Raw genomic sequence first — 26,326 nt, forward strand, 5'->3', positions numbered from 1 at the left:
CACCTAACTGCACACTCCCGGTGCGTGATTGCTACAGCCCGCACCATGTGAGGCTAGTCGCTACGCAGATAAACGCCGGGCTATATGACGATTCTTAAACACTGCCCCGCGTGGTACAGCGAAAAGCCGGCTTCATATAAACAACTGCGCAAACCCGTGCCCGAGAGCGGTTGCATGGCAGAAAAAGGGATCGGCAGGGCCTTGGCGTCGCCATGGCACAGATAATCGGCAAACGCCTTGCCCACCACGCTGCCAGTGGTCACGCCCCGGCCGTTGTAACCGGTGACCGCGACTAAACCGGGCGCAGGCTCAAATAAACGCATCAAGTGGTCTGGGGTAAACGCAATGCAGCCGGTCCAGGTGCATTCCCACTCCACGCCTTTCAAGTACGGGAAGTAGTGCTGTTGCACCCGATCGGCCCAGGCTTTGAGGAACCACGCCGGTTTTTGGTTGCCATTGCCCAGGCTGCCGAGCAGCAAGCGGCCCTCGGCATCCCTGCGGATGCTGCTCAGTACCTGTCGCGTGTCCCAGGAGCCTTGACCGCCGGGCAAGATGCGTTGCGCGGCCTCGTCCGTCAGGGGTTTGGACGCCACCTGGTAGTAATAACCGGGGAAAAAATGCCGCCGCAAGTCAGTCCATTCGCCTTCGGTATAGGCATTGGAGGCCAGCACCACCTGCTCAGCACTGACCGCACCAAGGGCCGTGTGCACTGACCAGCGCTGCCCCTGGCGCTCTAGCCCGGTAACGGGCGAGTGATCGAACAGGCGCGCGCCCAAATCACTGGCGGCCTTAGCCAAGCCGGATGTGTAAGCCATCGGGTTGAGCGTACCGGCACGTCGATCCAGCAAGGCTGCCGCAATTTTTGCAGTGCCGGTGGCCGCTTCGCAGGCGGCGCCGGTCAGAAGTTCCACGGGCGCACCGCGACGTTTCCATTGCTGCTCACGGCTGCGCAGGTCCGCTTCACCTTTGGCGTTATGCGCCATGTGCAACGTGCCTTCGCGGCGCAGTTGGCAATCAATGTTGTAGGTATCAATCAGGCTGAACACCAAGGCAGGCGCAGCGCCAAGCATACGGTTGAGCTGGCTGCCCACGGTGTTGCCAAATCCGGCTTCGATGTCATCGGGGGCAATCCACATCCCCGCGTTCACCAGCCCCACATTTCGCCCCGAGCCGCCGTGACCGGTGCGATGGGCTTCGAGCACGCAGACGCTTTTGCCTTGTTCGAGTAAATGGATCGCACTGGATAAACCGGTAATGCCGGCTCCAATCACACACACATCAACGTTTAATTCGCCCTTGAACGCGGGCGATTGGGGGCGTTGTGGCGTGAGGGTTTCCCACAGACATTGTTCTTGTAGTGGCATTGCCAAGCTCCAGAAATGAAACCTAACCCAAGGGCAAACATCACATCAGTCAAAGGTAATGCCCTGTGCCAACGGCAACTCCAGTGAGTAGTTGACGGTATTGGTCTGGCGCCGCATGTAGCCACGCCACGCATCCGAACCCGACTCACGCCCGCCGCCCGTTTCTTTTTCGCCACCAAAGGCGCCGCCAATTTCCGCACCGCTGGGCCCGATATTGACGTTGGCAATCCCGCAATCACTGCCCGTCGCCGACATAAACTGCTCAGCCTCTCGCACGTCGGTGGTAAAGATGCACGACGACAAACCCTGCGGCACGGCGTTATTGAGCCGCAGCGCCTCAGCGAATTCGCTGTAACCGACTACGTACAAAATGGGCGCAAAGGTTTCGTTGCACATCACCTCGCTCTGCTCGGGCATTTCAACAATAGCCGGGCTGACGTAGTACGCCTGGGGATAATGGCTGACCAATTGACGCTCACCACCAAACACCCGCCCGCCTTCGCTCAGGGCCTGCTCCAGCGCATCCTGCATGTTTTCAAAGCTGTGTTTGTCAATCAGCGGCCCGACCAAATTGCCCTCCAGCGGGTGGCCGATACGGACGTTGGAATAGGCGGCTTTGAGCCGGGTAACGATCTCGTCTTTCACCGATTCATGGGCTATCAAACGGCGCAGACTGGTGCAGCGTTGACCTGCCGTGCCCACCGCGCTGAACAGAATGGCGCGTACCGCCATGTCCAGATCCGCACTCGGCCCCAGGATCATGGCGTTGTTACCGCCCAATTCAAGAATGCTGCGGGCAAAGCGCGCGGCAATTTTAGGTGCCACTTCACGGCCCATGCGCGTGCTGCCGGTGGCGCTGATCAGGGCCACACGCGGGTCATCGACCAAGGCTTCGCCAGCGTCGCGGCCACCGATAATCACTTGGCTGAGGTAGTTGGGCGCATCGCTGAAGGTGCTGAGCACGCGATCAAACAACGCCTGGCAGGCCAGCGCAGTGAGTGGGGTTTTTTCGGAGGGTTTCCAGATCACTGCGTTACCGCACACCAGCGCCAGCGTGGTGTTCCATGCCCACACCGCGATCGGAAAGTTGAACGCGCTGATGACCCCGACCACACCCAGCGGATGCCAGGTTTCACGCATGTGATGGCCGGGGCGCTCGGAGGCGATGGTCAGACCATACAACTGGCGGGACAGCCCGACCGCGAAGTCGCAGATGTCGATCATTTCCTGCACTTCACCCAAACCTTCCTGAGTGATTTTGCCCGCCTCCCACGACACCAACTCGCCCAGGTCTGCTTTGTATTGACGCAGTAAATCGCCAAATTGGCGCACCAACTCTCCACGACGAGGGGCCGGCACCTTGCGCCACGCATCAAAAGCATGTTCGGCACGGGTCACGTGCTGCTCGACTTCGGCCCCACCTTCCCAGTGCACGGCGGCAATCTGGCTGCCATCAATGGGCGTGTGTACGGGCTGCTTGCCCTGTTGATACAACGCAGGGCTTACCCCTAAACGATCCAGCAATGCGCCAACCATGTGAACACTCCCTCAACGTGAAGACATTTGCCGCAGTCAGCGGCACAGGTCTTTAGTTGTAGCTGGCACTTTGCGCGCCAACAAACGACCTTTAAGCGAGATATCATTCCGAAAATTCATGCTGCGCTGGTAACGTTGGCTTACAACAAAAATACGAGGCTGCTCATGCTCAATAAACGCTACCTGCCGTCGATCACTGCCTTGCAGTGTTTTGAAGCCGTGACTCGCCATCTGAGTTTTACCCGCGCGGCGCAGGAGTTGAACTTGACCCAAAGTGCGGTCAGTAAACAGGTCGCACAGCTCGAAGAATTGCTCCAGCATTTGCTGTTCCGGCGGGTACGGCGTCGTCTGCAACTGACGCCTGCCGGTGATTTGTATTTGGTAGAAGTCCGAAAAATCCTGACCCAAGTCGAAATGTCGACCCACACACTGCGCTCCTACGGCGGCGAAACTGAAGTGTTGCGCGTCTCCACCCCCTCAACCTTCGGCGCACGCTGGCTTGTGCCACGGCTTAAAGGTTGGCGGCTACGGCACCCGCAGATTCATCTGGATGTGTGCAACGAACAGCAGGCAGACGATTTGTTGCAAGGGCACAGCGATCTGGCGTTTTACTTCGGCCAAGGCTCACGCCCCGGCAGTGAGTGCCTGAAAGTGTTGGAAGAAGAGTTGGTGGCCGTGTGTGCGCCCTCAAGCTTGCCCGGCACTGCGTTCACCGATCCCACGCAATTGACCGATTTGGTACTGCTGCAAAACGCTTCACGCCCACAAGCGTGGCATGAATGGTTTGAACATCAGGGCTACCGCACGGACCACAGCTACCACGGCCCGCGCTTTGACACCTTTTATATGTGCATTCGTGCAGCTCAGGTCGGCTGCGGGGTGGCCTTGCTGCCACGGTTTTTGGTCGAAGAGGAATTAGCAGATGGCAAATTGGTAATCGCCTGGCCGTACGCCATGCCCAGTCACGATGCGTATTACCTGGCCTACCCCGAGCATTCTGCGAGCGTGCCCAAAGTGCAGGCGTTCGTCAGCTGGATGATGGAGCAAAGGGCCACCCCGCCGTCTGCGGCTGTCGAGGGCGAGTCGCTCTAAACGTAAAAACCGCTGGCACAACCGCCCACGGATATGCGCCACTAGCGTCATTCATTGAAAGAGCTGAAAGCCGTGGCAATCAGGCACGGCCAGCATGGAGATTCGCGTTATGAGCGAGAGTGTGTTTGCCGATCGCATCGTGCAGAACCTGCTCGACACCGACTTCTACAAATTGACCATGATGCAGGCGGTGCTGCACAACTACCCCAACGTGGAAGTTGAATGGGAGTTTCGCTGCCGTAACAGCGAAGACTTACGCCCCTACTTGAGCGAAATCCGTCATCAGATCGAGCGTTTGGCTGACTTGAGCATGAGCCAGGACCAACTGGGTTTTCTGGAACGGATTACGTTTATGAAGCCTGACTTCATACGCTTCCTGGGCCTGTTTCGCTTTAACTTGCGCTATGTCCACACCGGAATCGAAAACGGCGAGCTGTTTATCCGCCTGCGTGGCCCGTGGCTGCATGTGATTCTGTTTGAGGTGCCATTACTGGCGATCGTCAGCGAAGTGCGCAACCGCTCACGCTATGCCGATACGGTTCTGTCGCAAGCCCGTGAGCAGCTCTATCGCAAGTTTGACTGGCTGCAAGCCAATGCCAGCGCCGATGAACTGGCCGGTTTACAAGTGGCCGACTTCGGTACACGTCGCCGGTTTTCGTACCGCGTGCAGGAAGAAGTGGTCAGCGTGCTCAAGCATGACTTCCCCGGTCGTTTTGTGGGCACCAGCAACGTCAACTTGTCCCGCGAACTGGACATGAAGCCCCTGGGCACAATGGCCCACGAATGGATCATGGCCCATCAGCAACTGGGGCCACGGCTGATCGACAGTCAAAGTGCGGCGCTCGATTGCTGGGTGCGTGAATACCGGGGCCTGCTGGGGATTGCACTGACGGACTGCATCACCACCGATGCCTTCCTCAAGGATTTCGATCTTTACTTTGCCAAGCTGTTTGACGGCTTGCGCCATGACTCGGGTGACCCCGTGGTGTGGGCCGAAAAATGCATCGCGCATTACCACGCGCTGGGCATAGACCCAATGAGCAAGACGCTGGTGTTTTCCGACAGCCTGACCCTGCCCCGCTCACTGGAAATATTCCGCACGTTGCGCGGCAGGATCAACGTCAGTTTCGGTATCGGCACCAACCTGACCTGCGACATTCCGGGGGTTGAGCCGATGAGCATCGTCCTTAAAATGACCGGCTGCAACGGCTCACCTGTGGCGAAAATTTCGGATGAGCCGGGCAAGACCCACTGTTCCGACCCCAACTTCGCCGCCTATCTGCGCCATGTTTTCCAAGTTCCTGAACATTCTCCCAAGGAGTGAACCATGCAGGCCGTACAGCGCCAAATTGCACAAGACCTCAAGGTCCAGCCGCCGTTTAAAGACACTGCTGCCCTTGAAGCTGAAGTCGCACGTCGCATTACCTTTATTCAGTGCTGCCTGCACAACGCCAGGCTCAAGACGCTGGTACTGGGCATCAGCGGCGGTGTCGACTCACTGACCGCAGGCCTGATGGCACAACGTGCGGTCAAGCAACTGCGCGAGCAGACCGGCGATCCGGCCTATCGCTTTATTGCGGTGCGCCTGCCCTATGGCGTGCAGCACGACGAAATCGACGCGACCGCAGCGGTGGACTTCATCAACCCCGATGAACGCCAAACGGTAAACATTGGGCCTGCGGTCAAAGCGCTGGCAGCTGAAGTGGCCTCGTTTGAAGGCAAGCCACCGGCCACTGTGGACTTCGTGCTGGGCAATACCAAAGCGCGGATGCGCATGGTGGCGCAATACACCATCGCCGGTGCAACGGGCGGGCTGGTGATCGGCACTGACCATGCGGCAGAAGCGGTGATGGGGTTTTTCACCAAGTTTGGTGACGGCTCGTGTGATTTGGCGCCGCTGAGCGGGCTGGTGAAACATCAGGTGCGGGCGATTGCACGGCATTTTGGTGCGCCCGAGTCGCTGGTGGAGAAAGTCCCGACGGCCGACCTCGAAGACCTGGAACCGGGCAAGCCCGACGAAGCGTCCCACGGCGTCACCTATGCCGAGATTGATGCCTTTTTGCAGGGCGAACCGGTAAGCGAAGAGGCGTTCAACATCATTTGCAGCACGTACGAAAAAACCCATCACAAGCGTGAGATGCCGTTCGCGCCTTGAGACCGCGCTCAACCTTTGCCCTCCCCCCAAACTCTGCGAAAAGGAACGGGGGTGAGGGGCTTTGGACCTTGCGCACGCCAGCCAGAAAAAACGGAATGACCCCAGCGTTTTTTTTCGCTTGTGGCCTACCCCGTCTACAGCTTTGATAGACGCCTGTTTCGTCGCCAGAGCCCTGCCCGCCATGTCTTCTTTCGATGGTCTTTTTTCGCTTGTCGAATCCACGCTCGACTCGTCTGCCGCCCACTGGCTGCGCGAGCATGTCGAGGTGCCTGAAGCCCTGCTGCGCTTCAGCTGGCATGAACAGGCGTTGCACCGCGTCTGGCTCGCCGAAGCGCTGAACCTGTGTCTTCTGCACACGCTGGTCAATGCCGTGCCCGATGGCTATCGCTATGTGGAAGAACAGGCGCGAGGTGGACGCAAGGTGGTGTTCGATCATGGGGCGCTGCGTACCGTGGACTGGCCGCACAATGGTGAACTGCCCCGTGGCCGTCAGGCATTTGCACGCTTGCTGGAGCCGTTGGGCTTTAACGATGTGCGAACGTACCCGCTGACCAAACTGAACATGACTGGCTGGGGCTACCGGCAAATGGACTTGCCCGAAGACATCGCACAGTTTTTTGTGTCGGAGTTACACCCGGGGCGGTTCAGTGAAACCTTCCAAAGCGCCGTGACCCGCGTCGTCAGCAGCAGTCGAGATCCATTGGGCGCTGAACACGTCAGCATCCTTAAGCGCCTGCAACTGACCCGCCATTGCAGCCTGCCTGAGGCTCAAGCCCTGTTGCCGGGGTTGTACCGCGCCTTCGACCGCCAGCATGGCGCCGTGCTCGAAACTGACTATCGCTGCCTGCTGGATGAAAGTGCGGAGATGGCGTGGATTGCAACTGAAGGCAACCGCTTCAACCATCTGACTGATCGGGTAGCGGATTTGGAAACCACCGTCGCACAACAGCGCGCTTTGCAGCGGCCCATGAAAGACAGCATCGAAGTCTCGGCCACAGGTCGAGTCATGCAAACCGCCTATCGCGCGTGCGCGGTGACCCGTGGTCTGGTCGATGCCAGCGGCCACTACTGCGAGCATCAAGTGCCCGGGTCATTTGTTGAGTTCATCCAACGCAAGGTGGATCCAGACACCGGGCGCCTGGACCTGAATTTCGACAGCAGCAACGCTCAGGGGATTTTCAAGATGACCGCCTCAAAAACCTGAGCCTGAACGTAAACAGCCCTGACGGCATGAAGCGCGTCAGGGCTGTATTTGAAAGCGTCTGCGTTCTTATTTCAGAACCACAGCACCTTTCATCATCGAGTTGTGGCCCGGGAAGGTGCAGAAGAATTCGTACTCTTCACCCGCTTTGAGCTTGGAAACGTCGAAGGTCACAGAATCTTTCTCGCCGGCACCGATGATCTTGGTGTGAGCGATGATGCGCGTGTCGCCATCTTTCAGGTAGTTTTTGTCCAGACCGGCGGCCATGCCGTCATTGGTGACGCCCTGCATGTCTGCTTTAGTGCTCAGGACCCAGTTATGACCCATGACATTTTTTGGCAGGCTGCCGGAGTGAGTCAGGTTTACCGTGAAGGTTTTGCAGGACTTGTCGATGGTGATTTCTTTGGTGTTGTACGACATTTGATCAGTCGAATCGACTGTCACGCTGCATTCAGCCGCCAGCAAATGGCCGCTGGCCAGGGTCAAAAGGGATACCGCAACAACTTTGGCAAACATGGTGTATCTCCAAGGCAGGGTATAAAAATTCCACAATTTGTATACAGGTTGCCCGAAAATCGTCTCAATTCCAATGACCTGGGTCATGACCAAGCACGTTAATCGGGTGTAATAGCCTGCTAGACGAACTGCGGGCTTATAACCTTAGGCCATGTTTTTGATTTTTGGAGAATAAGTACCCTGCTTAACAAGCCGTTTCCTACAGATTTTTTACGAACTGTCGGAACTGATTTATCACGCGATAAACAACCTTGCAAAAACCCAGCTAACGGCTAAGCACTAATACAGGGCAGAATACCCTTCGCTCACCACACCTTCGAGCACAAGAGGATCGCCCATGGCCAAACCAAACTACAACTTCGCAAAGCGTCAAAGAGACTTGGCTAAAGAGCAGAAGAAAGAAGAAAAGCTTCAGCGCAAGAAGGCTGCCGCTGAAGGTGGCACCGTAGACCTGGAACAGGACGTCGAGACACCCGCCACAGAAGGCGAAGTTGCCGCGCAAGAGACTGGCGCTGTAGAAGAAGACAAAGCACCCAACGCGTAACACCCTCGGCCCGGTTATCCACAACCCGGCCCACAGGATCTGTGATCAGGATCAGCAGCTCAGCTGTTGATCCTCGCAGTTAACCTGACCGCCTCGTAACGCCCTCAGACGCTTTGATACTCATTACCTGACGAAGCCTCAGCATAAAGCCTACAAACCCGTGGCAGGCTTCTCAGCGCGCAGAAAGCACAACGCCAGCTCGATGGCTGGCGTTGTGGCGCACTCGAACCCGTAGTTGCCGGCGCAGGCTGCGATAAAGTCCAAAGGCGCGACCCCTTCAGGCTCGATCGCCGCCTGTGGCAGCGACTACACGCTTGTTTAGCGAGGCACGACGGGCTTGCGGGCCGGACGTTGGCTTTTGCCACCCTTGGCCGCTTCATGACGCTCTTTGGCCGCCTGCTTGTTACGCGCAAAGGCCGCCGCTTTGGCTTGCTCGCGCTTGTCCCACGGGTTGCCGCCATCACTGGCGCGCGGCGGCAGGCCGGTGTGCTGAGTGAGGATCTTGGTCGTCTTTTCCCCGGCGACTTTGTGGCTGCCAGCAGGGGTCGAGTTTTTACGACGGGCACTTTGGTAGCTATCCGTCGCAGGTTGATGCAACGGGATCAACTGGTCTTTGCCCGAACCGATCAAATCGGCGCGGCCCATACGCGTCAGCGCTTCGCGCAGCATCGGCCAGCCTTTGGGATCGTGGTAGCGCAAGAACGCTTTATGCAAACGGCGCTGTTCTTCGCTCTTGACGATGGTGACCGAGTCGCTCTTGTACGTGACCTTGCGCAGCGGGTTCTTGCCCGAGTGGTACATCGCCGTGGCCGTGGCCATTGGCGAGGGGTAGAACGCTTGCACCTGGTCAGCCCGGAAACCGTTGCCCTTGAGCCACAGCGCCAGGTTCATCATGTCTTCGTCTTTGGTGCCGGGGTGAGCGGCGATGAAGTACGGGATCAGGTACTGCTCTTTGCCCGCTTCCTTGGTGTACTTCTCGAACATGCGCTTGAACTTGTCATAGCTGCCAATGCCCGGCTTCATCATTTGGTTGAGCGGACCTTCCTCGGTGTGTTCCGGGGCGATCTTAAGGTAACCACCAACGTGGTGCGTCACCAGCTCTTTGACGTATTCCGGCGACTCGACCGCGAGGTCGTAACGCAGGCCGGAAGCGATCAGGATCTTCTTCACACCCGGCAACGCACGGGCGCTGCGATACAGCTGAATCAGCGACGAGTGGTCGGTGTTCAGGTTCGGGCAAATGCCGGGGAACACGCAGGATGGCTTGCGGCACGCGGATTCGATTTCCGGCGTTTTGCAGGCGATGCGGTACATGTTCGCGGTCGGGCCGCCGAGGTCGGAAATGACGCCGGTGAAACCTGGCACCTTGTCGCGGATCTCTTCAATCTCGCGAATGATCGACTCTTCAGAACGGTTCTGAATGATGCGGCCTTCGTGCTCAGTGATGGAGCAGAAGGTGCAGCCGCCGAAGCAGCCACGCATGATATTCACCGAGAAGCGGATCATGTCGTAGGCAGGGATTTTTTCCTTGCCGTACGCAGGGTGCGGGACACGTGCGTACGGCATGCCGAACACGTAGTCCATTTCTTCGGTGGTCATCGGGATCGGCGGCGGGTTGAACCACACGTCGACTTCGCCATGCTTCTGTACCAGCGCACGGGCGTTGCCCGGGTTGGTTTCGAGGTGAAGCACGCGGTTGGCGTGGGCATACAGAACAGAGTCGCCACGCACTTTTTCAACCGACGGCAGACGGATGACCGTCTTGTCGCGGGTCATGCGCGGGCTGGCCAGAATTTGTACAACCTGTGCTTCGTTCGGGTCTTCAACCGGGCCTTTTTCTTGCTCGATGGCGCAGGCTTGAGTGTCCTGGGTGTTCACGTACGGGTTGATGATCTTGTCGATCTTGCCCGGACGGTCGATACGCGTGGAGTCGACTTCATACCAGTCTTTTGGCGTATCACGACGAATGAACGCAGTACCGCGCACATCGGTGATGTCTTCGATTTTGTGGCCGTAGGACAAGCGCTGAGCCACTTCGACAATTGCGCGCTCGGCGTTGCCGTACAACAAGATGTCGGCGCAGGCGTCGATCAGGATCGAGTTACGCACACGGTCTTGCCAGTAGTCGTAATGTGCGATGCGACGCAGAGAGGCCTCAATGCCACCCAATACAATCGGCACATTCTTGTAGGCTTCTTTACAACGCTGGCTGTAAACCAGGCTGGCGCGATCCGGACGTTTGCCTGCCATGCCACCGGGGGTGTAGGCGTCATCGGAACGGATCTTTTTATCAGCCGTGTAGCGGTTGATCATCGAGTCCATGTTGCCGGCGGCGACGCCGAAAAACAGGTTCGGCTCACCCAGCTTCATGAAGTCGTCTTTGGACTGCCAGTTCGGCTGCGCAATGATGCCCACACGAAAGCCCTGAGATTCCAGCAAGCGGCCAATGATGGCCATGCCGAACGAAGGGTGGTCGACGTACGCATCACCGGTGACGATGATGATGTCGCATGAATCCCAGCCAAGCTGATCCATCTCCTCCCTGCTCATCGGCAGGAATGGCGCTGGCCCGAAACATTCGGCCCAGTACTTCGGATAGTCAAATAGAGGCTTGGCTGCTTGCATGTCGATGACCGGTGTTGAGTGCATAAAGAGGGGCGCGACATTTACTGAGAAATTCGCGGGCGCGGAATATAGCACAAAAAATGATCAATTCCGACTAAAGCGCTTGGCTTTATCGACGAGGTGCATGCCGACCTTATACAAGGCAGAAGTCAAAACCTTAAAGGCAGGTGATCCAGAAATGAAATGGAGTGGCGCGGCCACGGAAGTGCGTGCCAGGCGGCGGCCTCCCACTCAGGCGCCAAGGGTGTAAACGGCAACCCGCGCGACGCTGTGTTGAAAAGCGCCTGGACACCCCAGTCCCATCGCTGCACGCCGGTGACCGAATACATGATCAGTGCGACATCGGCATGGGTGATTTTCACCTGCTGCTGCGACCTAAAACCCGGCGTGTTGTGCATTTTGCGCAAGGTTAACAAGCACAGACCCAGGGTCCACAGAATGAATCGACGTATCCCCTTCTGCTCTACCGGAATCAGCAGGGCGTATTGGAGGGCCAGATGCAAATGCGCGTGAGCCGTGCCGATCAGCACTGACAGCGCGCAGGCATGATTGGGGGCTGCATGCCCCGGATCGAGCGCGTGTAAATGCACGCCATACGCCCTGAAAAGTTCACGAGGCAGCCAGCAAATGCCGCGCTCACGGTCCTCCCATTGATCCTTGAGGATATTGGTCAACTGCAGGGCCGCACCGAACGAAATCGACAGGCGATGCAACGTGGCTCTGCGCGCTTCAAGAGACGGGACGGCCTCGATAAAAAACTCGGTCAACATTTCGCCCACAACCCCCGAGACGCAATAGCACAGGCGATCAAGGTCATGGAACGTTGCCAACCCCTGAAGCCCCAAACCTTGCCGAAACTCGGACATGCCTCGCGTCATGACCGCCAGGCAATTGAGCAGGGCCGCACGCTGCACAGGCGTCAGCAGGCTGTGAACCTGCATCACCCACGGCAAGTGCTGCATTAACTCGCGCTCGGCGTCTTGGGTTTGCCCCGTCAGCAATGCGCACACTTGATCGCTGAAGCGCCGGGCATCCGCTCGCCCAGCCACAACCTCAAGAAATGCGTCCTCATAAACCCGAATTTGCTGCGCAGTCAGCGCAGGCTCATCTTCTATGGTGTCGGCCAGACGAAGCAGTAAATAGGCATGCGTGACCACCGTTGCCAGCTCGGCGGGCAACTGCGGGATAGTCAACGCAAAGGTGCGTGAAACCCGCGACAGGATCCGGGCCTGATAACCCAGTGGGTCGGGATGAGGCGTGGCGACATCTTGTGGGTCACGCAGGTCTCTTGGGACGTTACGCACTGGCTTGATCCCCTGTCGCTCGTTACGCGGGATGGGTTAAGCATGCACAAGCAAACGCCGCTCGACCGGGCACCTTCGCGACGGCGAGCATCGATGGGCAATATTTGCGCACCAAGCAGCACGACAAAACTGTCAATTGTGACAGTGCCGATGAGCGGTTGAGGTCAAGACGAGGGAGGATGCAGGAAGAGGTGATGAGAAGCGCGGGCAGCAGGCTTTACCCACATGCCCAACGCCTGCGCCACTACCGATTAGTCATCGTCGAAGTTGTAACTGCCTGGCGCAAGGTTTTCGAAGCGCGTGTACTTGCCGATAAACGCCAGCCGCGTGGTGCCAATCGGCCCGTTACGCTGCTTGCCGATGATGATTTCGGCAATGCCTTTGTGCTCGGTCTCGGGGTGGTACACCTCGTCGCGGTACACGAACATGATGACGTCGGCATCCTGCTCGATGGCGCCGGATTCACGCAAGTCGGAGTTGATCGGGCGCTTGTTGGGGCGCTGCTCCAGGGAGCGGTTGAGCTGTGACAACGCCACAACCGGGCAGTTGAATTCTTTGGCCAGCGCCTTGAGCGATCGCGAAATCTCGGAAATTTCATTGGTTCGGTTATCACCGCCCGAACCCGGAATCTGCATCAATTGCAGGTAGTCGATCATGATCAGGCCGATGTCGCCATGTTCACGCACCAGGCGGCGGGTACGCGCACGCATTTCCGAGGGACTGATGCCCGCCGTGTCATCAATAAACAGCTTGCGGTCGTTGAGCAGATTGACCGCCGAGGTCAGGCGCGGCCAATCATCGTCCTCAAGACGACCCGCACGGACCTTGGTCTGGTCAATACGCCCCAGGGACGACAGCATACGCATGATCAGCGACTCACCTGGCATCTCAAGCGAGTAAACCAGTACCGCTTTTTCGCTGCGCAATACCGCGTTTTCGACCAGGTTCATCGCAAAAGTAGTTTTACCCATCGACGGACGGCCCGCCACGATGATCAAGTCCGACGGCTGCAAGCCACTGGTCATGCCATCAAGATCGGTGTAACCGGTGGACAAGCCGGTAATGGCGTTGTCGGTGTTGAACAAGGTGTCGATACGGTCGATGGCCTTGGTCAACAGATCGTTGACACTGACCGGGCCGCCGGTTTTTGGCCGGGCCTCGGCAATGGCAAAGATCTGGCGCTCGGCCTCATCAAGGATTTCTTCGGCACTGCGGCCTTCAGGGTTGAAAGCGCTGTCGGCGATCTCGGTACTGATGCCGATCAACTGCCGCAAGGTCGCCCGCTGGCGGACGATCTGCGCGTAGGCCTTGATGTTGGCGACCGACGGCGTGTTTTTTGCCAGCTCGCCCAGGTAACCCAGCCCACCGACTTGCGAGGTCTGACCTTCCTTGTCCAATTGCTCGGCAAGGGTCACGACGTCGATCGGCGAGTTCTGGTCCGCCAGTTTGGCGATGGCCCGGAAGATCAGGCGGTGGTCATGTCGATAAAAGTCACCGTCCGACACCTGATCCAGCACGCGTTCCCAGGCGTTGTTGTCCAGCATCAAACCACCGAGCACGGCCTGTTCGGCCTCGATGGAATGCGGTGGCACCTTCAAGGATGCGGTTTGCAGGTCGTATTGCTCAGGAGCGGAGATATCGTTCATGGCCACGTGTAATTTGGGGGGTGAAAATCAACGTCTGTAGAAAGACAAAGGGCACGACCTGTAAACAGGATCGTGCCCGATGTTAACCGTCTGACACACAAGGTGCCAGTCAGTTAAGACTGCTTAAGCAGCTACCACAACAACGCGTACGGTTGCTTCAACTTCGGCGTGCAGGTGCACAGCCACGTCGAATTCGCCAACGTTGCGGATAGTGCCGTTCGGCAGACGAACTTCGCTTTTTGCAACTTCAACGCCAGAGGCGGTCAGTGCATCAGCGATGTCGTGAGTGCCGATCGAACCGAACAGCTTGCCTTCGTCACCGGCAGTGGCAGTGATAGTCACTTCCAGCTCAGCCAGTTGGGCAGCGCGTGTTTCAGCCGAAGCTTTCTTGTCTGCTGCTGCTTGTTCCAGCTCAGCACGACGCTCTTCAAACGCAGCCAGGTTGGCAGCGGTTGCAGCGGTAGCTTTGCCGTATGGCAGCAGGTAGTTACGACCGTAACCGGCCTTAACATTTACTTTGTCGCCCAGGTTGCCCAGGTTCGCGACTTTTTCCAGAAGGATCAGTTGCATGTGAAAATCCTCTTAACTTTTAACCTTCACCGTTCGCAGAGTCTTTATCGACGTCTTTCGGCGCCAAACGTCCGCGAAAATCAATCAGGCTGTCGACAATGGCCAAAACCACGAGCAACGGATAGATCAGCTGCATGAACAGCAACAGCGTGACGTACAACCCCACCAGCCAAAACTTGCCCAGTCGCTTTTGCGCCACCAGCCCATGAATCAGGGCCAGCCCGGCGAAGAACAACGCTACGCTGCACAACGGCGTAAGCATGGCCATTTGCGGACCGAAGTTCGGTCCGACAAGCATGCACGCCAGCAACAGTAACGCTGGACCCAGCGGTAGGCGGATGCTGCGAAATTCGCTGGCAAAACCGCCCGGGTTATACAACAACGCTTGCCAATAACGCCCAAGCATCAGGCTCAGCACGCTGACGACCTGCATCAAAGCTGCAATCAAACCGGTCAGGACGGGTGCAATCAGTGCTCCAAGGCGCGCTCGCTCTACGTCAGATAACGTGTCGTAGAGACCATTGAGGACCTGCGGCAGAAGTTTTTCCAACTCCTGCGCCATCGCACCAATGGGTTCGCGGAAAACCGTGCCCAGGATAACGCCATACACACCACCCAATGCCACGCTGACCAGCAGCACGCGATGCCAGGGCTGACCGGCGCGCAAAAACAACGCCAGCCCCAGAGTCCCCAACAACACCATCAAGGTGCGAGGTTCTCCGATAAACCACCAGACCAAGGCCGGCAGTAACGCCCATGAGAGGATGCTCAAGGCATCTCTCGGACCGCGCCGCAGGAGCACAAGGCTTCCTGCAGCAGCACTCAACCAGAACAAAAACGGCAATGCCGCACATCCGGCCACGACTAACGTGGCCTGCACACGGCCTCGCATGATGAACTCAGCTAAGGCGCGCATGCTTTCAATCCTTTACTACGTGTCGACTGCCCGGTCTCAGCGGCCGTGGCTGTCGGTGTAGGCCAGCAGGGCCAGGAAGCGGGCGCGCTTGATAGCGGTGGCCAGCTGACGCTGATAACGAGCTTTAGTACCGGTGATGCGGCTTGGAACAATTTTGCCGGTCTCGGATACGTAAGCTTTCAGAGTGTTGAGATCTTTGTAATCGATCTCTTTCACTTCTTCTGCTGTGAAGCGGCAGAATTTACGACGACGGAAGAAACGTGCCATGTAATTGGCTCCTCAAAAGGTCCGTGGATTACTCGTCAGCGTTATCGCTGGCGTCGCTGTTATCGCTGTCATCGCCATCGGCGCTGTCAGAATGCTCAGGACGGTCACGACGCTCACGGCGCTCACTGCGGTTCTCTTCAGCCTTGAGCATCTCGGACTGGCCAGTTACGGCTTCGTCGCGACGGATGACCAGGTTACGGATCACAGCATCGTTGTAACGGAAGTTGTCTTCCAGCTCAGCCAAAGCCTTGCCAGTGCACTCAACGTTCAGCATCACGTAGTGAGCCTTGTGAACATTGTTGATTGCGTAGGCCAGTTGACGACGGCCCCAATCTTCCAGACGGTGGATTTTGCCGCCGTCTTCTTCGATCAGCTTGGTGTAACGCTCTACCATGCCGCCGACTTGTTCGCTTTGATCCGGGTGGACCAAAAAGATGATTTCGTAATGACGCATGAATGCTCCTTACGGGTTGTAGCCTGCCGCTAACTAAAAAGCGGTCAGACAAGGAGTGAATGACACTTGTGTGTCTTGCCTAGAGAGGCACATATGCGCCCGCCATGACGGCAAGGGGCGCAATTGTAGAGAAGGCACAAGAGAGGCGCAAGGCAATTGGTGATTATTTGAACAATCTTGCCGTACGGTGACCTGTAGCCGCTGCCGCAGGCTGCGATCGAGCGCGAAGCACTCGGCTTGTCGACTCAAGCTTGAAGGCCTGCGGCCTTATCGCAGCCTTCGGCAGCGGCTACAAATTATTTCTTCTTGGCAGGGGACTTGGCTTTGACGCTGCGCTGACGCAGGGCTTCGAACAGGCAAACACCCGTCGCTACCGAAACGTTCAGGCTGCTGACACTGCCAGCCATCGGCAGGCGCACCAGGTAGTCGCAATGCTCGCGGGTCAGGCGACGCATGCCTTTGCCTTCTGCACCCATGATCAGAATGGTCGGGCCGGTCATGTCTTGCTCATACAGCTCTTGCTCGGCCTCGCCAGCTGTACCAACGATCCACAGCCCGCGCTGCTGAAGCTTTTTCAGTGTGGCCGCGAGGTTAGTGACAGCCACCAACGGGATAACTTCAGCCGCGCCGCATGCCACTTTTCGCACAGTCGGGGTCAATGTTGCGGACTTGTCTTTCGGCACGATGACCGCCAGCGCACCGGCAGCATCTGCCGTACGCAAGCAAGCACCCAGGTTGTGCGGGTCGGTCACGCCGTCCAGCACCAAAATCAGCGGTGCGCCTTCGGTACGGTCGAGCAATTCATTGAGCATCGCCTCGCCCCACACCTGGCTGGGGCTTACGTCCGCCACAACACCTTGGTGCACGCCTTCAACCCAAACGTCCATTTCACGACGTTCGGCGTTACCCACCGGCACCCGGCTTTCATCGGCCAGCGTAATCAGGGTCTGTACGCGAGGATCGCTACGACCCTCGGCCAGCCACACCTGCTTGACGCGCTTGGGGTGATGACGAAGCAACGCTTCTACAGCGTGAATGCCGTAGATTTTTTCCAACTGACTCATGACTTAGCCTTAGGTTTGCGCGACCCGCCGCTTTTGGCGGCAGGCGCTGCGCCCGATTTTGGCGGGCCTTTACGATGTTTGCTCGGCTTGGAAGGCTTGCCCGCGTCTTTAGCGGGTGCTGCCCTCCCCGACTTTCCCGGCGCCGATGTCCGACCGCCGCTTTTCGATTCGGCCAGCAACGCCTGTTTCAATTCACGACTCTTGCGCAGCTCGGCATTTTTGGCCGCTGCATCGCCAGGGCGATAGGCATCATCGGTATTTTTGCTGGTTTTGGCGGGTGCCCGACGAGGCGCCTTTGCCGATTCAGCAGGCTTGTCTGTGTCGTAGCCACTCGGCTTGCCAGCTGGCTTGCCGGTTTTGGCAGCAGGCTTTTCAGTGCCACGGTTTTTACGACCGATTGGCGCACTGAGGGTTTTCTCAGCCATCTCGAAGTCGATTTTGCGCTCGTCAAGATCAACGCGCATCACCCGCACTTCGACGGTATCGCCCAAGCGGAAGCTGCGACCGGTGCGCTCGCCCGCCAAGCGGTGATGCACAGGGTCGAAGTGGTAGTAATCGCCCGGCAAGGCCGTGACATGCACCAGACCTTCGACGTAGATGTCGGTCAATTCCACAAACAGACCAAAACCTGTCACGGCAGTGACCACACCCGGGAACGACTCGCCGACGCGGTCTTTCATGAACTCGCACTTAAGCCAGTTGGTCACGTCACGCGTGGCTTCGTCGGCACGGCGCTCACTCATCGAGCACTGTTCGCCAAGCTGCTCAAGGGCCGCTTCGTCGTACGGATAGATGCGCGCTTTCGGAATGGTCATCGCGCCAGCACGACGTACGTGCGGTGTGTCCATTTTGGAATGGATCACACTGCGGATCGCACGGTGCGTGAGCAAGTCCGGGTAGCGACGGATCGGCGAAGTGAAGTGGGTATAGGCTTCGTAATTCAGGCCGAAGTGGCCCTGGTTGTCCGCGCTATAGACCGCCTGACTCAACGAACGCAGCATCACGGTCTGGATCAGGTGGAAGTCCGGACGATCCTTGATGCTGGCCAACAACGCTTGATAATCCTTCGGCGAAGGACCGTCCTTGCCTTTGTGCAGGGTCAAGCCCAGCTCACCCAGGAAGGCACGCAGTTTTTCCAGACGCTCTGGCGGAGGGCCATCATGCACGCGGTACAGCGCAGGGATTTCGTGCTTTTTGAGGAATTCAGCCGTGGCCACGTTGGCCGCCAGCATGCACTCTTCGATCAGCTTGTGGGCATCGTTACGCGTGGTTGGGCGAATCTCAGCGATTTTGCGATCTGCCCCGAAGATGATGCGGGTTTCCTGCGTTTCAAAATCGATCGCACCACGGGTATGGCGAGCCGCCAGCAACACCTTGTACAACGAATAAAGCTGCTTGAGGTGCGGCACAACATCACCGTACTCCGCGCGCAATTGTTTGGCTTCGTTGGTTTTGGCGTGCTCAAGCATCGTGCTGACCTTGTTGTAGGTCAGACGTGCCTGCGAATGGATCACCGCTTCGTAGAACTGGTAGTCGGTCATTTCGCCGGTTTTGGAGATGGTCATCTCGCATACCATCGCCAAACGGTCAACTTTCGGGTTCAGGGAACACAGGCCGTTGGACAGCTCTTCCGGCAACATCGGAATCACGCGCTCAGGGAAGTACACCGAGTTGCCACGTACCTGCGCTTCAGTATCCAGCGCCGAACCGATTTTCACGTAGCTGGAAACGTCGGCAATGGCCACGTACAGCTTCCAGCCACCCGAGAACAGGCGAAGCTTGCCCGGCTTGGCTTCACAGAACACCGCGTCATCGAAGTCGCGTGCATCTTCGCCGTCAATGGTGACGAACGGCAGATGACGCAGGTCGATGCGCTTCTCTTTGTCTTTGTCTTCAACTTCAGGCTTGAGACGACGCGCTTCTTTAACCACAGCTTCTGGCCAAACGTGCGGAATGTCGTACGTGCGCAGGGCAATGTCGATTTCCATGCCCGGAGCCATGTAGTTGCCTACCACCTCAAGCACATCACCTTGCGGCTGGAAGCGCGGCGTCGGCCAGTGAGTAATCTTCACTTCAACGAACTGGCCAATCTTGGCGCCCGCATTGCGGCCGGGTGTCACCAACACTTCTTGCTGGATTTTCGGGTTATCGGCAACAACAAAACCAATGCCGCCTTCTTCGAAGTAACGGCCGACGATGGTTTCGTGAGCGCGTGATACCACTTCGACAATCACGCCTTCACGGCGACCACGGCGGTCCAGCCCCGAAACACGGGCCAGCGCACGGTCACCATCAAACACCAGGCGCATCTGCGACGGGCTCATGAACAGGTCGTCACTGCCGTCATCCGGGATCAGAAAGCCGAAGCCGTCACGGTGACCACTGATGCGGCCGAGAATCAGGTCGAGCTTATCCACCGGCGCATAAGTGCCACGGCGGGTGTAAATCAATTGTGCATCGCGCTCCATCGCTCGCAAGCGACGGCGCAGGGCTTCGATCTGGTCTTCCGTGGTAAGACCAAACTCTTCTACCAACTGCTCGCGAGCGGCTGGCGAGCCACGCTCGGCCAGATGCTGAAGGATCAGCTCGCGGCTAGGGATAGGGTTTTCGTATTTTTCCGCTTCACGTGCGGCCTCGGGATCGAGGGTCTGCCAATCGGCCATTAGATAGTTTTCACCTTGTCTATATGCGGGTTAGTTTGGCATACGCGTATTGAAACGGGAAATTTCGGACTCACTCAGAGCCTTAATAGTCCTTTCTGACGCGCTTTGCCGCTGTTGTCCCACCGTTCGCGAAATATTTTGGATATTTTTATTCACAACGCTTTACAGGTCAAAGGGTCATCCGTATAGTGCGCGCCATCGACAACGGCAACGTTGAAGATGCTGCCCAGATGGTGAAATTGGTAGACACGCCAGCTTCAGGTGCTGGTGATCGCAAGGTCGTGGAAGTTCGAGTCTTCTTCTGGGCACCAATTTAGAGATGCAGATTAGTACAATCTTCAGCCTCACACAAAAACCCGCGAAAGCGGGTTTTTGCATTCTAAGCCCCTGATTTAATAAAACTAAAACAGGGGGTTTACAGATTTAAAAGCGCTCCGTATAGTGCGCCACATCAACAGCGGCAACGTTGCTGATACTGCCCAGATGGTGAAATTGGTAGACACGCCAGCTTCAGGTGCTGGTGACCGCAAGGTCGTGGAAGTTCGAGTCTTCTTCTGGGCACCAATTCAGGTTTACAGCTTCACGCTGTAAACCACTCAAAAAGCCCGCGAAAGCGGGCTTTTTAGTTTCTGTCATTCAGCCTCCCGCCTTTTATCAGACCTTCTATCAGCCCTTCGATACTGTGTTTGATAATCCATCTCAATCGCACTAATATCCGGCCATCTTCAGATCGCTCATGCGTACTCCTGGAAACCCGTGCCCGACACCAACGAACGGCTTCAACTCTACCTCACGCATCGACATGCCCTGGTGGACTACGCCGCCCCTATCGTGGGCTGCCGCGCCAAGGCCGAAGACGTGGTGCAAGACGCCTGGCTGCGATTCAACCAAGGGGCAGACAACGCCAACCCTTTGACCCAACCCGTTGGCTACCTCTATCGAATCGTGCGCAACCTGGCCTTTGACCTCAATCGCCGCACCAGCCTTGAAAATCGCCACACCACGCGTGAAGACGCGCTGGATGAGCACATTTCCAACACCCCGTCACCCGAGCAGCAAGCGCTGCATGTGGACGAGCTGCGCAAATTGCAACATGCTCTGTCCCGCTTGCCCGAGCGCACACGCCAAGCGTTCATCCTGCATCGCTTACAGGGCCTGACATTTCAGCAAATTGGCGCCCAACTGGGGATTTCTGTCAGCCTGGCCCACCAATTGGTACGCGACGCCCTGACCTACTGCGCGGAACAACTGAGCGATGACTGACTTTTTCGACCTGCCACCACGCTTCGTGCCCACTCACGGTTTTGATACGGGCAGCATGTTCCGTGGCGCCTGATAACCCGAACCCGATCTGGGAAACCGCGCTCGACTGGCTGCTGCTGATCCAGCAACACCCTGACGACCCCGACCTGACTCAGCGCCTGAACGACTGGCGCGCCAGCGCTCCCCAACATGACGCGGCCTACCGCAAAGCGCTGAAAGTCTGGCGCCTGAGCGGTGAAGCGCTGAGCTTGGCGCAGGAGCCAACCCCCGCACCCGCCGCTCCCCCCGCGCCGAGGCTTGCGCCTGCACCCCGTCGATCTAGCCGCCGTAAGCGCTCACTCATCGGCGCGGCCGTCGCCGCCTGCGCCGTGTTCATGCTGCTACCGGACTGGCCAGCTTTGCGCGCCGACTGGCATAGCCCAATGGCCGAACACCGCGACATTATTTTGAGCGACGGCAGCCGCGTGCAACTCGACAGCAACAGCCTGATCGATGTGCAATTTGACCCGCAGCAACGGGAGGTCACGCTGTTACGCGGCCAGGCATTTTTCTCGGTGAAGCCCGATGCCACACGCGCGTTTTACGTGAAGGCGGGGTCTGTGCGTGTGCGCGTCACAGGGACTGAATTCGCCGTGAGCCTGAATGACAGCAACGTTGACGTCAGCGTCCAAAGCGGCACCGTCGTGGTCAAAACCCCGGATTCGTCTGCTCGCCCTGAGCACGTGCTGCATCACGGCGACCAATTAAGCTACCGCGCCACCCATCAAACCACCCGCCTGGCTCAATTGCCCGACGAACAAATTGCGCCGTGGCGCCGCTGGCAATTGGTAGCGATTGATCAATCGGTGGACGACGTCGTGTCGCACTTACGGCGTTATCAGCCAGGACTGATTGTGCTGACGGACAAAGCGCTCGGCCAACGGCGCATTACCGCCGTGTTAAACCTGCGCGACCCCAAGCGTGCGTTGCAGGCCGCCATCGCCCCGCTGGGTGGGCGCGTGCAAGACAGCGTGCCCTATACGCTGATCGTTTCGGCAAAACCTTAGCCCAGTAGACGCTGGCGAAGGTTGCGACAAAGGCTTACAGCGCAAGCCTTCGCAGCTTTCGCCAGCTCCCACAGGCTTCGTACTGACCCCGGTTTGCATGCGCGGATAATTATTTTCGTTTATTTCTGGAAATCCTTTGGCGCCGAGAGTCTTTACCTACGAACGTCACTGATAAAGATTCGCATTAGTGACTATGACGTTTCATTTCGTAGGTCATCTCATGCCTTCTTCGCGTTTGTGCTGCGCCCGCTTTGCTCGTCATCTGTCGTTAGTGCTGACTTTCTGGCTCGTGTTACCTGCGCTGGCCAACGCCGCCCAACCCCATTTTGAAATTGCGGCGCAACCATTGGCCTCCGCGCTGGTTGCGTTTTCTCAGCAATCGGGCTGGCAAGTCAGTGCAGAAAGCACCTTGCTCACCGATCGGAGCAGCCCGGCCGTTACGGGCGATATGAGCCCCGAGAAAGCCCTGGCCCGGTTGCTCGATGGCAGCAACCTGCAATGGGAGGTCACCTCTGCCGACAGCGTGTCGATCCTGCCGCCTACCGACAGCAATGTGCTTCTGATCAAAAGCACGCCCATCACTGCCTTGGACTCGACGTTTCAGGGCGAGCAAACCATTGACCGGGCAATGATCGACAGCCTGCCTGCCGGCAACGGTGACATCACCAGCTTGCTGCGCACCAACCCCAATGTGCAATTCGATAACAGCCAGTTAAACAGCAAATCCCCCGGTGAAATCGCCCCGGCCAACATCAGCATCAACGGCGCCCAACCCTGGCAGAACCTGTTCATTGTCGACGGCATGAACATGAACAACGACCTCGACCCCGGCAACACCAACGATGACATGGACGAAATACCGGGCCGCAGCCAGGGCCTGGCGCTCGACACTGACCTGCTCAGTGAGATCAAGGTCTATGACAGCAACGTGCCCGTGGAATACGGTGGTTTCAATGGCGGCGTGGTGCAGGCCAACACCCGCGACCCCAGCATGGACCTGCACGGCAAACTGTCGGTACAAATGACGCGTTCGCAGTGGACCCGCTATCACCTGAACGAAGATGACCCCGACCTCGAAAATTATGAGGCGGGCTTCGGTAACAGCTCGCAGCCCGATTTTAAAAAGGTCATCACCCGCGCCACGCTAGAAGGGCATTTAACCGAGAACTTCGGTTTGTTGGGCAGCTTCTCGCGCAAGGATTCGACCATTCCGACCCGCGTCTTCTCAGTCGCCAACCAGACCGACACCGCCAATGCTGCCCAGGTGCAGACCCGGCGCATCGACAACTACTTCCTCAAAGCCGCCTGGCAAATTAACGAAGACTGGAAACTCGATGTCAGCGTGACCCATGCACCGGAAACCGCAGAGACGTTTGGCCCCAACGCCATTCTCTCCGGGCGGGAGATGACCGCCGGGGGCGACAGTGTCAGCGCACGCATGGTGTGGAATGCGCCCCTGGCCAGGGTTGAGCAAAACATCAGCTGGAGCCAAATGAACACCTCTCGCACATCAGACAGCGATTACATGGTGTTCTGGCGCGCATCGACCTCCAAGAACTGGAGCAATCTGGCGATGGCCACCGAAGGCGGTTTCGGCGATATCGAAGAGGCGCAGAAAACCCTGGCCTACAAACTGAAAGCCGACTGGAACACCGTCAACTGGCTGGGCGTCGATCACGCCGTGCAAACCGGACTTGAGCTGGCGCAGAACGCCGTGATGTACGAACGCGACTCGCCCTACACCAGCTATTCAGTGGCCAAGGCCACCGCCTGCCCACCCAACGACTCTCTGTGTTCGATGGGCCAGACCACCAATGGCTGGGGCGGACAATACGCCAACAAAAAAACCGTGACTCAGGGTAAAACGTCCTTCGATACACGCTCTTGGGCGCTCTACCTTCAAGACGAAATGCGCTACAAGCGCCTGACCGTACGTCCCGGCCTGCGCCTGGACGGCGATGACTACATGAACCAAGTCACCCTCGCGCCGCGATTCGCCATCGAGCTGGATGTATTCGGTAATGGCCAGACCCGCCTCACCGGTGGCGCCAACCGTTATTACGGACGCAACCTGTACGCCTACAAATTGCGCGACGGCGTGGCCGCCATGAATACCGAATACACCCGCCCCAACCCGTCCGCCGAGTGGGAAATGAGCAAACGCGTACCCAACGACAGCCAGTTCAATCAGTTGAAAGTACCCTATGACGACGAACTCACCTTGGGCTTGAGCCATGTGCAATGGGACACCGAGTTTGCCGTCAAGTACGTCAACCGCAAGGGCCGCGAACAGGTGAGCCGTGCCTGGGGTTCACAAATTGGCGCCCCCACGGACGACCCCACCACCCTGGCCGCCAATTACTACACCTATTACAACGGCGGCAACAGTGAAGCCGATATTTACACCCTGACCATCACCCCGCTGCACCCCTTTGTACTGGGCAGCACCCGCACCAGCGGGCAGTTCGCCATGGACTGGAGCAAGGTGCAAAACACAGGGCTGTCCAACTACAGCGCCAACATTGGCGCCACGTATGTCGACGACCCGACGATTCAATACGACGGCAAGTTCATGAAGTATTCCGACATGCCCGCGAGTAATTACAACCGCCCCTGGACGGCACGCCTGACCACCGTCACCGAAGTCGAACCCCTGCACCTGACCTGGAGCAACTTCCTGCGTTACCGCGACGGCTACCGGCGCATCGCAGCCACCGGCAAAACCACTGAATTCCAGGGCGCTGCCGTGCGCGTGTGGGAAGAAACGCCGTTTTCCGGCGCCCTGACCTGGGACACCCGCCTCGCCTGGGCGATGCCCACAGCCAAGGATCAGACGGTGTTCGTCAACCTCGATGTCACCAACCTGCTGGACAAGCAAATCGTCAGCACCACCGACACCACGGGCCTGACCACCTTTGAAGTGGGTCGCCAGTTCATGGTCGAAGTGGGGTACACATTTTGAAGCGCATTATCCTGCTCAGCGTGTTCGGCCTCGGATTGGTCGCGCCAGCCTGCAACGTGAACGCCGCCCCCTGCGACACAACGTCTGCCGACTACACACACTGCATCGCCAACCTGTATCGCCAGCCGGTTGCCCAGTGGCCCGCACCTACCGTGGACGCCGATGTGAAATGGCAAGAGATGGCCGCCCTCCCCGCCCATGCGCCTGCACCGCCCGACAACCCGTTCACTGACGCCAAGGCCGAACTCGGCAAAAAACTGTTCAACGACCCCAAACTCTCGCGTTCCGGCCAGATTGCCTGCGCCTCCTGCCATGAAGCCGACATGGCGTTTGCAGATGGGCGACGCGTTTCATTTGGCCACGACCGCCAAAGCGGTCGACGCAACGCCCCAAGCCTGGTGATGAGCGGCTACAGTCAGACCCTGTTCTGGGACGGACGGGGCGCCGGCCTGGAACAACAGGCCATGCACCCCATCATCGACCCAGTAGAAATGGCCTTCGATATCCCGCAATTGCTGCAACGGCTCAATTCAGACGCAGCCTACAGCGCGCAGTTTGCCCAAGTGTTTGGCCCCGGCCCGATTACTCAGCAAAACACCGCAAAAGCCTTGGCCACCTTTCAGCGCACGCTGGTGACCGCCACGCGCAACACCGGGTTCGAGCAACTGCTGCGCGGGCGCCCGCAGCGCATGAACGACGAGCAGTTGTACGGCCTGCACCTGTTTCGCACCAAGGCCCGCTGCATGAACTGCCACTTCGGGCCGGCGTTGAGCGACGAGCAATTTCACAACGTTGGCCTGAGTTATTACGGACGCAAATACGAGGACCTCGGGCGTTACGAAGTGACCGGCAAGCCCGCAGACGTCGGGGCTTTTCGCACGCCGTCGTTGCGTCTGGTCAGCAAAACCGCGCCGTGGATGCACAACGGCCTGTTTGTGAACATGCAAGGCACGTTGGCGTTCTACAACATGGGCATGCCGCGCCCGCGCCCCACCGCACAACAGGTAAACGATCCGCTGTTCCCGAGCACCAGTGAACGCCTGAAAGCACTGAACATGGACAAGGATGAACTGCGGGCCTTGCGCAGTTTTCTGGACACACTTTGAAGGAGGCGGCATCACAGTTGGTCGCGTTTGCG

At 58.0% G+C, this 26,326-nt stretch carries 21 protein-coding genes and 2 tRNA genes; 11 read left to right on the top strand and 12 right to left on the bottom strand.

Annotated elements, in window-relative coordinates:
• Positions 1 to 80 precede the first annotated feature (80 nt).
• Together amaA and amaB are read right to left on the bottom strand one after the other, a co-directional pair.
• Positions 81 to 1,364: an L-pipecolate oxidase gene (gene amaA / locus AP059_RS16295; RefSeq protein ID WP_059763460.1), complete on the bottom strand. Its 1,284-nt coding sequence runs from the start codon at positions 1,362 to 1,364 to the stop codon at positions 81 to 83.
• 45 nt (positions 1,365 to 1,409) lie between these two features.
• Positions 1,410 to 2,900, bottom strand: coding sequence for an L-piperidine-6-carboxylate dehydrogenase (amaB, locus tag AP059_RS16300; RefSeq protein WP_059763462.1), 1,491 nt, complete (start codon positions 2,898 to 2,900; stop codon positions 1,410 to 1,412).
• Positions 2,901 to 3,065: 165 nt separating this feature from the next.
• On the opposite strand from amaB, the gene AP059_RS16305 reads away from it, so the two are divergent.
• From AP059_RS16305 to AP059_RS16320, 4 genes are all read left to right on the top strand, one after another.
• The gene (locus AP059_RS16305; RefSeq protein ID WP_059763464.1) at positions 3,066 to 3,992 is read left to right on the top strand and encodes a LysR family transcriptional regulator; all 927 of its coding nucleotides are present in this window, start codon (positions 3,066 to 3,068) and stop codon (positions 3,990 to 3,992) included.
• Between the two features lie 109 nt (positions 3,993 to 4,101).
• Positions 4,102 to 5,316 carry a nicotinate phosphoribosyltransferase gene (pncB, locus tag AP059_RS16310; protein ID WP_059763466.1) on the top strand — a complete coding sequence of 405 codons (1,215 nt, stop codon included), beginning with the start codon at positions 4,102 to 4,104 and terminating at the stop codon, positions 5,314 to 5,316.
• A 3-nt stretch (positions 5,317 to 5,319) separates the two neighbouring features.
• Positions 5,320 to 6,147, top strand: a complete 828-nt coding sequence (gene nadE, locus AP059_RS16315) for an ammonia-dependent NAD(+) synthetase (protein ID WP_059763468.1) — start codon at positions 5,320 to 5,322, stop codon at positions 6,145 to 6,147.
• A gap of 181 nt (positions 6,148 to 6,328) precedes the next feature.
• The gene (locus AP059_RS16320; RefSeq protein WP_059763470.1) at positions 6,329 to 7,351 is read left to right on the top strand and encodes a DUF1338 domain-containing protein; all 1,023 of its coding nucleotides are present in this window, start codon (positions 6,329 to 6,331) and stop codon (positions 7,349 to 7,351) included.
• Positions 7,352 to 7,417: 66 nt separating this feature from the next.
• Here the strand turns inward: AP059_RS16320 and azu are convergent, their stop codons facing one another.
• On the bottom strand, positions 7,418 to 7,864 hold the full coding sequence (azu, locus tag AP059_RS16325; protein ID WP_059763472.1) for an azurin: 447 nt from the start codon (positions 7,862 to 7,864) through the stop codon (positions 7,418 to 7,420).
• A gap of 337 nt (positions 7,865 to 8,201) precedes the next feature.
• Here azu and AP059_RS16330 point away from each other — a divergent pair, with 337 nt between their 5' ends.
• Positions 8,202 to 8,408, top strand: a complete 207-nt coding sequence (locus tag AP059_RS16330) for a hypothetical protein (protein ID WP_059763474.1) — start codon at positions 8,202 to 8,204, stop codon at positions 8,406 to 8,408.
• 318 nt (positions 8,409 to 8,726) lie between these two features.
• Here the strand turns inward: AP059_RS16330 and AP059_RS16335 are convergent, their stop codons facing one another.
• The 9 genes from AP059_RS16335 to rnr form a co-directional block, all read right to left on the bottom strand.
• Complete coding sequence (locus tag AP059_RS16335; RefSeq protein WP_059763477.1) at positions 8,727 to 11,033, bottom strand: YgiQ family radical SAM protein; 2,307 nt, start codon at positions 11,031 to 11,033, stop codon at positions 8,727 to 8,729.
• Between the two features lie 149 nt (positions 11,034 to 11,182).
• Positions 11,183 to 12,337 (bottom strand): phytoene/squalene synthase family protein, encoded by a 1,155-nt coding sequence (locus AP059_RS16340; RefSeq protein WP_256209917.1) that lies wholly within the window; start codon positions 12,335 to 12,337, stop codon positions 11,183 to 11,185.
• Between the two features lie 251 nt (positions 12,338 to 12,588).
• Positions 12,589 to 13,983, bottom strand: a complete 1,395-nt coding sequence (gene dnaB, locus AP059_RS16345; RefSeq protein ID WP_048364432.1) for a replicative DNA helicase — start codon at positions 13,981 to 13,983, stop codon at positions 12,589 to 12,591.
• Between the two features lie 123 nt (positions 13,984 to 14,106).
• Complete coding sequence (rplI, locus tag AP059_RS16350) at positions 14,107 to 14,553, bottom strand: 50S ribosomal protein L9 (RefSeq protein WP_003439047.1); 447 nt, start codon at positions 14,551 to 14,553, stop codon at positions 14,107 to 14,109.
• Positions 14,554 to 14,572: 19 nt separating this feature from the next.
• Positions 14,573 to 15,469, bottom strand: coding sequence for a hypothetical protein (locus AP059_RS16355; RefSeq protein WP_048364433.1), 897 nt, complete (start codon positions 15,467 to 15,469; stop codon positions 14,573 to 14,575).
• A 36-nt stretch (positions 15,470 to 15,505) separates the two neighbouring features.
• Entirely contained in the window at positions 15,506 to 15,736 is a 231-nt protein-coding gene (gene rpsR / locus AP059_RS16360; RefSeq protein WP_003171373.1) for a 30S ribosomal protein S18, read from the bottom strand.
• 28 nt (positions 15,737 to 15,764) lie between these two features.
• Entirely contained in the window at positions 15,765 to 16,190 is a 426-nt protein-coding gene (gene rpsF / locus AP059_RS16365) for a 30S ribosomal protein S6 (RefSeq protein ID WP_003439045.1), read from the bottom strand.
• Positions 16,191 to 16,486: 296 nt separating this feature from the next.
• Positions 16,487 to 17,254 carry a 23S rRNA (guanosine(2251)-2'-O)-methyltransferase RlmB gene (rlmB, locus tag AP059_RS16370; RefSeq protein WP_059763479.1) on the bottom strand — a complete coding sequence of 256 codons (768 nt, stop codon included), beginning with the start codon at positions 17,252 to 17,254 and terminating at the stop codon, positions 16,487 to 16,489.
• A complete protein-coding gene (gene rnr, locus AP059_RS16375) occupies positions 17,251 to 19,917 on the bottom strand; it encodes a ribonuclease R (RefSeq protein WP_059763482.1) in 2,667 nt (888 codons plus the stop codon). Before rnr ends, rlmB begins: the two co-directional genes overlap by 4 nt.
• A gap of 224 nt (positions 19,918 to 20,141) precedes the next feature.
• Between rnr and AP059_RS16380 the strand changes: the two genes are divergently transcribed.
• The 6 genes from AP059_RS16380 (at position 20,142) to AP059_RS16405 (ending at position 26,294) form a co-directional block, all read left to right on the top strand.
• A tRNA-Leu gene (locus AP059_RS16380) sits at positions 20,142 to 20,228 on the top strand.
• Between the two features lie 166 nt (positions 20,229 to 20,394).
• A tRNA-Leu gene (locus AP059_RS16385) sits at positions 20,395 to 20,481 on the top strand.
• 192 nt (positions 20,482 to 20,673) lie between these two features.
• Entirely contained in the window at positions 20,674 to 21,180 is a 507-nt protein-coding gene (locus AP059_RS16390; RefSeq protein ID WP_059763485.1) for a sigma-70 family RNA polymerase sigma factor, read from the top strand.
• 62 nt (positions 21,181 to 21,242) lie between these two features.
• Positions 21,243 to 22,226 carry a FecR family protein gene (locus tag AP059_RS16395; protein ID WP_082706802.1) on the top strand — a complete coding sequence of 328 codons (984 nt, stop codon included), beginning with the start codon at positions 21,243 to 21,245 and terminating at the stop codon, positions 22,224 to 22,226.
• 220 nt (positions 22,227 to 22,446) lie between these two features.
• The gene (locus AP059_RS16400) at positions 22,447 to 25,188 is read left to right on the top strand and encodes a TonB-dependent receptor (protein WP_256209918.1); all 2,742 of its coding nucleotides are present in this window, start codon (positions 22,447 to 22,449) and stop codon (positions 25,186 to 25,188) included.
• Positions 25,185 to 26,294, top strand: a complete 1,110-nt coding sequence (locus AP059_RS16405) for a cytochrome-c peroxidase (RefSeq protein WP_256209920.1) — start codon at positions 25,185 to 25,187, stop codon at positions 26,292 to 26,294. Before AP059_RS16400 ends, AP059_RS16405 begins: the two co-directional genes overlap by 4 nt.
• Positions 26,295 to 26,326: the final 32 nt, after the last annotated feature.

It is taken from the genome of Pseudomonas sp. TAA207 (assembly GCF_001529285.1).
GTDB classification, from domain to species: Bacteria; Pseudomonadota; Gammaproteobacteria; order Pseudomonadales; family Pseudomonadaceae; genus Aquipseudomonas; species Aquipseudomonas weihenstephanensis.

Bases quoted from the DNA above. Each gene is read 5' to 3' on its own strand.
- nadE (WP_059763468.1), top strand. From the start codon at position 5,320: ATGCAGGCCGTACAGCGCCAAATTGCACAAGACCTCAAGGTCCAGCCG.
- AP059_RS16355 (WP_048364433.1), bottom strand. From the start codon at position 15,469: ATGCGCGCCTTAGCTGAGTTCATCATGCGAGGCCGTGTGCAGGCCACG.
- dnaB (WP_048364432.1), bottom strand. From the start codon at position 13,983: ATGAACGATATCTCCGCTCCTGAGCAATACGACCTGCAAACCGCATCC.
- AP059_RS16320 (WP_059763470.1), top strand. From the start codon at position 6,329: ATGTCTTCTTTCGATGGTCTTTTTTCGCTTGTCGAATCCACGCTCGAC.
- rnr (WP_059763482.1), bottom strand. From the start codon at position 19,917: ATGGCCGATTGGCAGACCCTCGATCCCGAGGCCGCACGTGAAGCGGAA.
- AP059_RS16305 (WP_059763464.1), top strand. From the start codon at position 3,066: ATGCTCAATAAACGCTACCTGCCGTCGATCACTGCCTTGCAGTGTTTT.
- AP059_RS16330 (WP_059763474.1), top strand. From the start codon at position 8,202: ATGGCCAAACCAAACTACAACTTCGCAAAGCGTCAAAGAGACTTGGCT.
- azu (WP_059763472.1), bottom strand. From the start codon at position 7,864: ATGTTTGCCAAAGTTGTTGCGGTATCCCTTTTGACCCTGGCCAGCGGC.
- rpsR (WP_003171373.1), bottom strand. From the start codon at position 15,736: ATGGCACGTTTCTTCCGTCGTCGTAAATTCTGCCGCTTCACAGCAGAA.
- amaB (WP_059763462.1), bottom strand. From the start codon at position 2,900: ATGGTTGGCGCATTGCTGGATCGTTTAGGGGTAAGCCCTGCGTTGTAT.
- rplI (WP_003439047.1), bottom strand. From the start codon at position 14,553: ATGCAACTGATCCTTCTGGAAAAAGTCGCGAACCTGGGCAACCTGGGC.
- AP059_RS16400 (WP_256209918.1), top strand. From the start codon at position 22,447: ATGCCTTCTTCGCGTTTGTGCTGCGCCCGCTTTGCTCGTCATCTGTCG.
- rpsF (WP_003439045.1), bottom strand. From the start codon at position 16,190: ATGCGTCATTACGAAATCATCTTTTTGGTCCACCCGGATCAAAGCGAA.
- AP059_RS16335 (WP_059763477.1), bottom strand. From the start codon at position 11,033: ATGCAAGCAGCCAAGCCTCTATTTGACTATCCGAAGTACTGGGCCGAA.
- pncB (WP_059763466.1), top strand. From the start codon at position 4,102: ATGAGCGAGAGTGTGTTTGCCGATCGCATCGTGCAGAACCTGCTCGAC.
- amaA (WP_059763460.1), bottom strand. From the start codon at position 1,364: ATGCCACTACAAGAACAATGTCTGTGGGAAACCCTCACGCCACAACGC.
- rlmB (WP_059763479.1), bottom strand. From the start codon at position 17,254: ATGAGTCAGTTGGAAAAAATCTACGGCATTCACGCTGTAGAAGCGTTG.